The following is a 9942-nucleotide window of genomic DNA, read 5'->3' as shown; positions in this document are numbered from 1 at the left end:
GCGGGGAGGGGTCTTGCGCCCCGGATCCGAATTTGTGGACCGACAAAGCAAAGGCATCTGAGGCGATCTCGCCCTCACTATTTCCAGGGCGCGCTCTTTGGGGGGCGCCGGACGGAGACATCTCCGAGGGACCTTGCGATTGGGTAGTCTCATCACGAAGCACGACGGGATCTTCACTTTGGTTGATTGATCGAGGGCCGAGGTCAAAAATCTGCAGGCGGGCTTCGGGGCCGATCAGATCATCGATCAGCTTCAGTGATTGGGGGCTCGTTGCAAAACCAGGGACAGGCAATTCTCGCGGCGCGATCCCAAGCGCGCGAAGGATCGACCAGCCGTCCTCAGTGATCTGCAGGCTGTCGCCCTCGCAGACGATGAGCCCAGACTTAAGAAGATCGGCATGGTCGAGTGCAGCGAATTGCTCCGGATTTCTGATTTCGTCGGCTGACTCTGCAATAAGCCGCGCAACATCCTCATCGAGTTCATCGAGCGTCGCCTGTCCCTCGGCACTATTTGCCAATGCGATCAGGACCGCCAATTCGTTTCGCACGATGGTTCACCAAAACCGCAGTTCGCGCCAATCGCTGTCACTGCGAAAAGCTACCTCGTAACACACATGAGAGTGTTAAGATACTGGGCGTCTCTACAATCGGGCCGCGCCTTAAGCCTTGTGCTTTCGGTATTCTTGTATTTGTTCTGGGAACCAGGCAGCAACAGCATCCAATGAGCGCGGTGGAAATAAACGAGTCTCATCTCCTGCTCCTATTGGCTTTTCCACTTCGTCCTAAAAAGTAGAGAAGGCGTTGCAGCTTCGCGCAGTGTGGGTTGGTAGATGCCGCGGGCGGGATGAAGCTTCTTCCATTTGCAGCATGTGACCGGTATTGCTCCCTTGATGGCCGCGATCTTCAAACCGTTTGCCCGGAAGCGCGATCTTGATGACGATGACCACGGTTTCCGGCTGGCTTCAAAGTGGGACCGTAGCAACGAACGAGTGCTGGCTCTTGGCAATCCAAATTTGATGTCGGACAGCATGCAGGACTATGAGCGGATGATGCTTCGTACGGCGAAGACAGGCGAGACGCGTCGTAAGGAAGGTCGGCCGGGGTTGGGCTGGCAATCTCGACTCTTGAAGAGGCGCAATTCGGCATGATTACGCGTAAACTATTGATTTACATCAGCTTTTTTGATTCGCATAACCTTCATTATGGAATATATTCCTATTCTCAGGTCCGTCAATGCTGCGTCCTCGAACGCCGAGATCGGGCTCGCAACAACGGCACAATGGCGCGGTTCTATGTGCTCACGATCGAGCCGACTGTGTTGTGCGCAGGAATGAGAGGCGCCGGTCATTATGCCGGCCTAGCTGGCGAACTGGCGCGCACGTCGGATGGTGTTGCGCCAAAGCGCCTGCGGAAGGAGCGATTGAAATAGGAGAGGTCGCAGAAGCCAGCTTCGAATGCGACAGAGCTCACTGTCCGGTCGGAAAACCGCGCATCGATCAGCATTCGATGCGTCCAATTGAGACGCTGTACCAGCACGAACTCTGAAAACGTTGTCGCATCGGTCTCAAACAGCATGCTGACATAACGCGGCGTGATGCCGTGGCGCAGAGCGACCGCCTCGATCGAAAGAAGACGATCGGTGAGATTTTTGACAATGTCGGCCTTGATCGCCCGCAGCCGTGCCGCAGGAACGCCACGACCGCTCGCGACCGTGGCGGCGTCGCGCGTCGCGCCGATGGTCAGCGCCGCCAAATCGCGCAGATGGGTGGACACGAGGTTTTGGACTTCCGGCGTCGCAAGCATATCCTCGTCCTTCAACATGCTTACGTAATGCACCAGCAACCGCAAAGCCTCGGCATCAACTGGAATCGGCCGCATCACGGCATCGTCAAGATCGGCGATCAGCGGAGAAATCTTGTCGAATGGAAAGCGGAAGTTGACGAGTTCTGAGGTCGAATGAATAGCGCAGCGGCTGACGTCCGCGGTGCGCGTGAGCGCGGCCATACCTCCACCCATTTGGATCTCTTCCCCGCGGACATGAAGAATGGCGCCGCCCGACAGTGCAACCGTGAGAATGAGGCCGTTGCTTTCAATCAGATCCGGCGTACGGAGGCAATCCATGGCTGAACAGGTGTATCTACATTGAACGAAACGTCGGAGCGGACGGCATCGAACAAGCAGCGCGCAAAGGCCTGAATACTATTTATCGTCCTTCGCGAAAGCCCTTGCCGCATCCTTGATGGCTTGCAGCGCGGCCTTAGGTCCCTTCCAACCGACGATGTGAGCTTCTTGTCTTCAAGTTCCTTTGTGGCATTGACGAATTGTTCAAGCTCCTCCCGGATCGGTTTTGTCAGGTCATCGACGGTTTTTCAAAGCCCGCTCGGAATGCGAGCGCCGCGGCACGGCAAACAGGCGGTCGTTACGCTCGGATTTGTTTTTGCTCTGCTCGATCCGGAGGATGCAGATGACGCGGCGGGCGACGACCAATCGGGAAAGGTCGCCGCATCATGGATCACCATGATATCAAGCGGGTCACCGTCGACGGCCTTGGGTCGCGGGCACGAAATCCGGTCGTGCGGATTGGTCAATCTGGTCAGCAGGGATTTGCTGAACTCAAAGCTTTCAAGCTTCGAGTCGTAGGCGAATTTCGCACGGCAAATGAGATGCCAAACACCCAGACAGCCAGTGGATTCCAATCATGCTAGGCAATAGACCGCCGTCGTCCGCGCGGCCATAACAGCGCGGTCGGGCGACTTCAGAACGGATCCTTCTTTAGGCTGCCTGGGCGTGGTGGTTGACCTCGCTCTCGGCGAGCTCCGTCAGGGCCTCGTCCGTCTTCTTTTCTTCGGCTAGAGTCGCCTCCAGCAGCTTCACGGACTGTTTCAGGCCAAGCTCGGCGGCCCAGGTCTTCAGCGTACCGTAGCGGGCGATCTCATAATGTTCGACCGCCTGCGCCGCCGCAAGGAGACCGGTATCGAGAGCGGGCGCGCCCCTGAATTCCTTCATCACTTCCTGGCCCTCCTCGATGATGCCCATAATGGCATCGCAGGTCTTGCCGCGCGGGGTTTCGCCGATTTCCTCGAACACCTTTTCGAGCCGTGCCACATGCTCTTCGGTTTCGGTCTCAAGTGGCGAGCGCTTTGCTGAGCAGGCCACCGATTTTCGGGCACTGGATCCGCCGGGCGGGGCCAAAACTCACTCCCCGGTCGGGCCGCTTGCTCGGGGTTCAGCCCTCTCTCTCCAAATGCGCTTCTCAGGAACGTTATCGCGCCGACCGCGTCTACCTGTCACATAGAGAGGAGGAAGCCATGGGCTTTGGAAGAGGCGCGTTGCTTTGGCTGCTGGGTGTGCCGCTGCCGATCATTCTGCTGCTCGCATTGTTCTGGCACCACTAATGAGCCAACCGTGACGCGGAGTCTCGTGAACTCGCCCTTCTGGGCAGCCGCGCGAATCGCGTTACAAGCAACGAAGCCCCGTTTCGCGCGGGGCTTCTTCTACTAGGTCAATAGTCGGATATCACCACTTTTGACGATCGTACCAGTCGTTCACTTCCTTCTGGGCCTGATCTTTCGCATAGCCGTAGCGCTGCTGCAGGCGACCCTCAAGCTGGTCCTGCTTGCCGTCGATTACGTCCAGATCGTCGTCTGTGAGCTTGCCCCACTGCTCCTTGACCTTGCCCTTGACCTGCTTCCAATTGCCTTGCACCCGATTCCAATCCATGGCGCTTCTCCCTCTCATAATAATGGAATAATGGAGCACCGATAACGGGTCTGCCAAGCAGACGTTCCTGCGGACGCATTCGTCAAACATGGCTGGTGGCTCTGCTGAGGATGTTTATTTCCCTTCTTGCACTTTTCCAGTCTAGTCGCGATTGCCTGCGCGTCTTCGCGTTGCTCCGTACGCCGCTGTTAATGTGTCCTCTCATAACTTCGCATCTCATACTTCGCTCGTCACTCGAGCTTTTGAAGCACCTCCTTTTTTTGTTTGGTCGGCGAGAACGGCCTCCGTTGAGTCTTGTCATACAACTGTGGAGGCACGCTCCAAGTGCGAACGACAGTTATTGCAACGTGCGGGTCTATATCGAAAGCATCTCAAGCATGCTGACCAACCGATCCTCATCGAGCAAGAACCGCCTGACGAACGACTGAGCAAGGCGGCTCTATGGCGACAAGAATGGCTTTCGGCACGACGCTGGCTCATTTCCCATCGCCTGCTGTCGGCCGCACCGACGCCGAACCTTTCATTGGCCGATCAACGCGCTTGAGTCGAAAGGCCGGACGTGTCCCAATGCGAACCTCGTCGAAGGGGATTCAGCCCGTTGGCCCAGTCGAGTGGAATGAGGCGCTGCATCGCAAGCGCACTTTTCATCCTTGGTCTGCTTGTGGCCAACAACGCGCTTGCGCAGGAGGACAAGAAGACCGACGAGGATAAGCCGGCCGATCCCGACACTGGCGAAAGCACGATCGAGGAGAAAACGCTCGGTTTACTCCCTAACCCGCTACAGAAATACGGAGTGAAATTCGCCGCGACTTATATCGGAGAGGTGCTCGGCAACGCTTCCGGTGGATTGAAGCAAGGACTGGTGTACGAAGGCAGACTGAACCTCGCTGTAGACGTCGATCTAAAGAAGCTCGTCGGGATTGATAAGCTCACGTTTCACGCAAACATGTTCCAGATTCACGGCGACGGATTGTCGCGCAGCAATCTGCAGAACTTCTTCGTCGTCAGCGGCATCGAGGCGTTGCCGTCGACTAGGCTGTACGAAGCCTATTTCGAGAAGCAATGGGGTGCGAAAAAAGTGTCGCTCAAATTTGGCCAGCTTGCGGCTGATAGCGAGTTCTTCAACACCAAGTACACGGACGTCTTTACGAACGCTTCCATGGGCTGGCCCGCGATCACCTCGCTCGATCTCCCGAGTGGTGGCCCCTCGCCGCCGCTTGCAGCAATGGGGGCGCGGCTCCTCGTCAACATTACCGACCAATTGTCCATCCTCGGGGGAATATTCGATGGCAACCAGGCGGGGCCTGGTCCCGGCGATCCGCAGGAGCGCAATCGCTATGGCGTGAACTTCCGCATCAATGATCCGCCGCTTCTGCTGGGGCAGATCCAATACGCGTGGAACAACAAGAAGGGCGACCCCAATCTGGCCGGTCAGATCAAGTTCGGTGGCTGGCGTCATTTCGGTTCTTTCACAGATGAACGGCTCGCATCCAATGGCGTGTCGCTCGCGTCGCCGGCCAGCAGCGGGGAGCCCTTGATGCTCTCTGGCGATATCGGCGGCTGGGCGGTCCTTGAGCAGCAGATCTACCGCGTGCCCCGCAGCGACGATCGCGGCATTGGCGTCTTCGCCCGCATTTCCAGAGCGCCTGCCGAGCGCAACCTGATCGATCTCTATGCCGATGCGGGTCTCGAACTCATTGGCCTCAGCGACGCCCGTCCGGATGACAAGTTCGGGATCGCCGCGGGCTATGCTCACGTCTCCAAGCGCGCGCAGGCGCTGGATGCGGACTATCGGGCCTTGGTCCGACCCGACTGGCCAACGCGGAATTTCGAAGGCTTGCTGACAGCGGTGTATCAATATCAGATCAGGGACGGTTGGACCGTGCAGCCGAACTTCCAGTACATCATCCATCCAGGCGGTGGCGCGACACTGCCATCGGGCCCGCTGGTCGGGAAGGCGCTCGGGAACGCCTTAGTTTTTGGTATGCGGACGACCCTGAAGTTCTAAAACCTCCGATCCATGAATATCCTGCGCCGACGTGCGAATGCCCATCTTGCCGTCGCCTCGCAAGGAACGGAACTCCCCCTCAGCGATGCGATTAGCTTGCTTGGAGGAAGTCATGGCCAATAACGGAAACGTAGCTGGCGGCCGGGCCGGCACCGGAGGATGGAGCATTGCTGCGGCACTCGGATTGTTGGCAGTGGCCTTTCTCGTCGATCGGCTCGCACCCGCGGAAAACAAGGCGTCCTCGTCGAAAATAGAGCCGAGCCGCGATGCCTCGGCCGCCGGTCTGATGGTCGAAGGCAAGGATCGTGGCCGCTCGGCGACGATGCCCTCCGAGATACCGGTCCGGGGCTGGAAGGACATTCTGCTGCGGGTCTACGCCAACGTATCCGATCATCGTATTCTGGCGCTGGCGGCCGGCATGACCTACTACAGTCTGCTCGCGATCTTCCCGGCTTTGGCCGCCCTCGTCGCGATCTATGGCCTTTTCTCCGATCCCGGGACGATCACGAAACATCTGGACCAGGTCTCCGGAGTCATTCCGGGCGGCGCCATCGATGTGGCGCGCGAACAGCTCACCCGCGTCGCTTCGCATCGCAACCAGGCCCTGGGACTGACCTTCGTGATCGGCCTGACCGTCTCCCTCTGGAGTGCCAATGCCGCGATGAAGTCGCTGTTCGACACGCTCAACATCGTTTACGGCGATAAGGAAACACGCGGTTTCCTCAAACTGAACGCGATGTCGCTGGGATTCACCGTCGCGGGCATCGTGTTCGTTCTCGCCGCCCTCGGCGCTGTTGTGGTGGTTCCTGTCGTCCTAAATTACGTCGGGCTCTCGAACTTCGCCGACCTTCTCGTCCGGCTTGCCCGCTGGCCGGCGATGTTCGTTGTTGTCGCGCTGGCCTTAGCCCTGATCTACCGCTTTGGCCCGGACCGGGAGGCGCCCCGATGGCGTTGGATCACGTGGGGTAGCGCGGTTGCGACAATCCTTTGGCTCGCCGCATCAGCGCTGTTCTCCTGGTACGCCGCCAATTTCGGCAAGTTCAACGAGACCTACGGCTCGCTGGGCGCGGCCATCGGCTTCATGACCTGGCTGTGGATTTCCGCCATCGTCATCCTGCTCGGAGCCGAGCTCGACGCCGAGATGGAGCATCAGACGGCCCATGACACCACTACTGGAGCGCCAAAGCCGATGGGCACCCGCGGCGCCAAGATGGCCGACACGGTAGGAGCCGCACGGTCGAGCTGACAAACCAAGCGTTCCCTTGAAAACAACACCGTTCCGAGCCTCGCGAGCCCATGACCATGGCGCGATCTCCAAGTAGTCCATCGTGCGAAGGAACTGTCTTTCAGCGCCAGCATTCAACCGCTGAATATTCGACAGCCGGAAACCGCCATGCATTCATGGAAGCCGAACCGCAACTGCCGCGCGGCGCACAGTGGCAATATGAGCCGAAATGGGATGGATTCCGTTGCCTCCTAATCCGTGACAGCAGCCAGATCCGCATGCAATCGAAAGGCGGACGCGACCTCACCCGCTATTTCCCGGAAGTCGCTGCAGCCGCATCGGCTTTGTCCCCGAAAACGCTTACGCTGGATGGTGAATTGATCATTCAGCTTGACGATGGCTACTCGTTCGACGCGCTGCTTCAGCGCGTTCATCCGGCGGCCAGCCGGATCAAGCGCCTTGCCGAAGAGACGCCCGCGACCTTCATGGTTTTTGACATGCTGCGATCGACAAGAAAGATCTTTCGGTCCTATCGCTTACGAAGCGCCGTATCGCCCTCGAAAAACTTCCACAGTGCGCTTTCGAGGCCAGCCGGGACTTTTGCCTGTCACCGGCCAGCCGCAACTTCGCTGATGCCCAGGCCTGGCTCAACACCGTGAATGAAGATCACGACGGCGTCGTCGCCAAGCGCCTCGACCTACCTTATCGAAGCGGCGCCCGGGGCGGCGTGCGGAAGATCAAGCTCCTTCGGTCGGCCGATTGCGTCGTCGGAGGCTTCGCTACGGCGAGAAGAAGCAGTCCAACCGCAAAATCGTCGGCTCATTGTTGCTCGGACTCTACGACAAGGGCGGCCTTCTGCACCATATCGGGTTTACCTCCGCCATCCGATCGTCGGATCGACGCGCTCTCACCGACCGGTTGGGAAAAAATCGTAACGCCGCAAAGCTTCACCGGCAAGACACCCGGCGGTCCAAGCCGCTGGTCGACGACGAAGCGATCCGGCCAATGGAAAGCCGTTCGCGCGACTTACGTCGTTGAAGTGTCCTACGATCACGTATCGAGCGACCGGCTTCGGCATGGTACGAAGATCGTCCGTTGGCGTCCCGACAAGAACCCCTGTCAATGCCGCATGGATCAGCTTCGGCAGAAGCTGGCAAAGCTACCTTTGAAAGCTGCCGAGTAACATGGCATGAGGCGGCCTTGTGCAGAGGGAAAGGCTCGAGGGTACTTTCAAACAATATGAGGCCAGGATCATCTTGTCGACGTCCTGACCTCGTGCTGGTTCAGTGCGCCGGAAGCTCTCAGGACTGACCGCCCTTGCGGCCGGCTTCACTGGCCTTGTCGCGATCATTGGTGAAGTTGCCGGGATTGTTCGACGGGTTACCGCCTTGCTGGCCGGGCTTGCTTCCGCCTTGCGACTGCTGTCCCGACTGGCCGTGGCTGTGCTCGCCACCCTTCTTGCCGGCTTCCGATGCGCGCTGCGGATCGTTGGCGAAATTTCCAGAGCCACCGCGTTGTACGTCTGCCATCCGTTCTCTCCTTCCCTGTTGCCCGGCCCCTAAACGTTAATCGCGAGACCTGCTGCTCGTTCCTCAGACAAAGATGAAGGTTGGTCAGAGATTATTTGCCAGCATATTGCGCGTTACCTGTCGCACTGCCTCGATGCCCGTGACGTTATTCGTCAGGGCGATCTCGCCCTGTTGCTCATGCCGTATTGCATGCGCCATCAAATGCCAGCGGGGATCGCCGGAACAATGCCATTGGGTATCCGCCATCTGGACGGCCCCTGCATGATGCAGGCTCATCAGGCGGATAAAGACGACGTCAAACTCCCCATCGGCCGCTTTCCACACTTCCGCCATTTGTGCCGGCGTCAAATATCCCGGCATCTGAGTGTGCTCCTCGCTGGAGCAGATCGGCATCGGTTCGCTGAACCAACTACGCCACAATGGTCAAAGATACGGTTCTCGCCTCTTTGGCCGGCGGCCATCAACGCCGCGAGGGCGCGGAGGTGCGGATCCTGCGCGCGCTGCTGGCCGAGTTCGGCAAGTTCAATGCCTTGCTCATGATGCCTCACCATATGGCGGATATAGCGCTGGTCACCGACCACATCACGGCTGAGGATCGGCACCGCCAAACCATGGCTGGACCCTATGGCAACTATGCTGAGCGATGCAAGGACAAGGACCACCCCCGCCGCCCAGCGCTTCGCAAAGCGTATGGCGCGCGTTCGCGGGGCCTGACCAAATGGCCGGCGCAACCATGCAAACAGCGGATAGATCAGGGGCGATGACAGGTGAACGAGAAAGCCGATCCAGTAAGGCTCTTGCAAAGTGAAGATCGGCTGGAGGAACGGAAACAGCGGCACCAGCACGAGCCAATCGGTTGTGGAGGTGAAAGCGGCCCACGGAGTAGCCAGCCCGACAATGGCCGTTTGAGAAGGCGGGCGGTCCAGCGGACAAATACGCCAAAAAAGACCAGCGCCCAGAAAAAATCAGCCGATTGATGAAACGCGATGCCGAGCGCGAGGGCTTGGGCTGAAGGCGTCGCACTCAGCATGGCGTCGCGTCCGGGAATCGCGGCAACGGTCATCCAGTCGACCGCGGCGTCCCTTCCCAACTGCGCCGCCGCAAGCTGGCTGACGAGGGTTGAAAATGTGCTGCTGACGAGGCCGAGTTTAGTGGCCGCGAGCCAATGCGACTCTAACGGTTTTGCGACCACTCCCTCCATCAACTGAACGGCTTTATCACGACCTTGATGCAGCCGTCCTGCTTGGCCCGAAAGGGCTGTAGAGTTTCGGGCCCTCTTTGAGCGTGGCGCGATGGGTGATGACAAAGCCGGGATCGATCTCGCCCTTTTCGATGCGTTGCATCAGCTTGGGTAAATAATGCTGGACGGGGGTCTGGGCCATGCGTTGCCTTGCGAGTTGAAGAGGTTTACCCTGGTGAGAAGGCCGTGCACCGGTTTTTGTCATCGCCCTACGTCTCGGT

Annotated in this window: 10 protein-coding genes and 2 pseudogenes; 4 read left to right on the top strand and 8 right to left on the bottom strand. The window is 58.8% G+C overall.

The features are described 5' to 3' along the window. Positions 1–547 (bottom strand): hypothetical protein (locus FXB38_RS41795; protein ID WP_148756680.1); only part of this gene is annotated, 547 nt, incomplete at its 3' end. 312 nt (positions 548–859) lie between these two features. Between FXB38_RS41795 and FXB38_RS41790 the strand changes: the two genes are divergently transcribed. Then, positions 860–1147, top strand: a complete 288-nt coding sequence (locus FXB38_RS41790) for a hypothetical protein (protein ID WP_148756679.1) — start codon at positions 860–862, stop codon at positions 1145–1147. Between the two features lie 199 nt (positions 1148–1346). Here FXB38_RS41790 and FXB38_RS41785 read toward each other — a convergent pair whose 3' ends face one another. The 3 genes from FXB38_RS41785 to FXB38_RS41770 form a co-directional block, all read right to left on the bottom strand. After that, positions 1347–2120: a helix-turn-helix domain-containing protein gene (locus tag FXB38_RS41785; RefSeq protein WP_148756678.1), complete on the bottom strand. Its 774-nt coding sequence runs from the start codon at positions 2118–2120 to the stop codon at positions 1347–1349. 651 nt (positions 2121–2771) lie between these two features. Beyond that, positions 2772–3155 (bottom strand): YciE/YciF ferroxidase family protein, encoded by a 384-nt coding sequence (locus FXB38_RS41780; RefSeq protein ID WP_246230625.1) that lies wholly within the window; start codon positions 3153–3155, stop codon positions 2772–2774. Between the two features lie 360 nt (positions 3156–3515). Then, complete coding sequence (locus FXB38_RS41770) at positions 3516–3719, bottom strand: CsbD family protein (protein WP_148756675.1); 204 nt, start codon at positions 3717–3719, stop codon at positions 3516–3518. Between the two features lie 616 nt (positions 3720–4335). On the opposite strand from FXB38_RS41770, the gene FXB38_RS41765 reads away from it, so the two are divergent. The 3 genes and pseudogenes from FXB38_RS41765 to FXB38_RS41755 all read left to right on the top strand — a co-directional run bounded on the left by FXB38_RS41765 (position 4336) and on the right by FXB38_RS41755 (position 8135). Continuing rightward, positions 4336–5727, top strand: a complete 1392-nt coding sequence (locus FXB38_RS41765) for a carbohydrate porin (RefSeq protein ID WP_148756674.1) — start codon at positions 4336–4338, stop codon at positions 5725–5727. Positions 5728–5839: 112 nt separating this feature from the next. Next, the gene (locus tag FXB38_RS41760; RefSeq protein WP_187435525.1) at positions 5840–6973 is read left to right on the top strand and encodes a YihY/virulence factor BrkB family protein; all 1134 of its coding nucleotides are present in this window, start codon (positions 5840–5842) and stop codon (positions 6971–6973) included. A 155-nt stretch (positions 6974–7128) separates the two neighbouring features. Further along, positions 7129–8135 (top strand): annotated as a pseudogene (locus tag FXB38_RS41755) (ATP-dependent DNA ligase). 118 nt (positions 8136–8253) lie between these two features. On the opposite strand, the gene FXB38_RS41750 reads toward FXB38_RS41755, so the two are convergent. The 4 genes and pseudogenes from FXB38_RS41750 to FXB38_RS41740 all read right to left on the bottom strand — a co-directional run. Next, positions 8254–8481 (bottom strand): con-10 family general stress protein, encoded by a 228-nt coding sequence (locus tag FXB38_RS41750; protein ID WP_148756672.1) that lies wholly within the window; start codon positions 8479–8481, stop codon positions 8254–8256. An 84-nt stretch (positions 8482–8565) separates the two neighbouring features. Beyond that, positions 8566–8841, bottom strand: coding sequence for a DUF305 domain-containing protein (locus tag FXB38_RS44780; RefSeq protein ID WP_283812832.1), 276 nt, complete (start codon positions 8839–8841; stop codon positions 8566–8568). Continuing rightward, entirely contained in the window at positions 8826–9326 is a 501-nt protein-coding gene (locus tag FXB38_RS44775; protein WP_283812831.1) for a DUF305 domain-containing protein, read from the bottom strand. The genes FXB38_RS44780 and FXB38_RS44775 overlap by 16 nt, the downstream gene beginning before the upstream one ends. A gap of 355 nt (positions 9327–9681) precedes the next feature. After that, a pseudogene (locus FXB38_RS41740) lies at positions 9682–9866 on the bottom strand (glutathione-dependent formaldehyde dehydrogenase); the annotation flags it as partial. Between the last annotated feature and the right edge of the window lie 76 nt (positions 9867–9942).

The organism is Bradyrhizobium cytisi (genome assembly GCF_008123515.1).
GTDB classification, from domain to species: domain Bacteria; phylum Pseudomonadota; class Alphaproteobacteria; order Rhizobiales; family Xanthobacteraceae; genus Bradyrhizobium; species Bradyrhizobium cytisi.
Note: the sequence above shows the minus strand (reverse complement) of the source record. Positions and strands in the feature narration are given on the sequence as shown.

Coding starts and splice junctions, on each gene's coding strand:
- FXB38_RS41785 (WP_148756678.1), bottom strand. CDS start 2,120: ATGGATTGCCTCCGTACGCCGGATCTGATTGAAAGCAACGGCCTCATT.
- FXB38_RS41770 (WP_148756675.1), bottom strand. CDS start 3,719: ATGGATTGGAATCGGGTGCAAGGCAATTGGAAGCAGGTCAAGGGCAAG.
- FXB38_RS41765 (WP_148756674.1), top strand. CDS start 4,336: ATGAGGCGCTGCATCGCAAGCGCACTTTTCATCCTTGGTCTGCTTGTG.
- FXB38_RS41760 (WP_187435525.1), top strand. CDS start 5,840: ATGGCCAATAACGGAAACGTAGCTGGCGGCCGGGCCGGCACCGGAGGA.
- FXB38_RS41750 (WP_148756672.1), bottom strand. CDS start 8,481: ATGGCAGACGTACAACGCGGTGGCTCTGGAAATTTCGCCAACGATCCG.
- FXB38_RS44780 (WP_283812832.1), bottom strand. CDS start 8,841: ATGCCGGGATATTTGACGCCGGCACAAATGGCGGAAGTGTGGAAAGCG.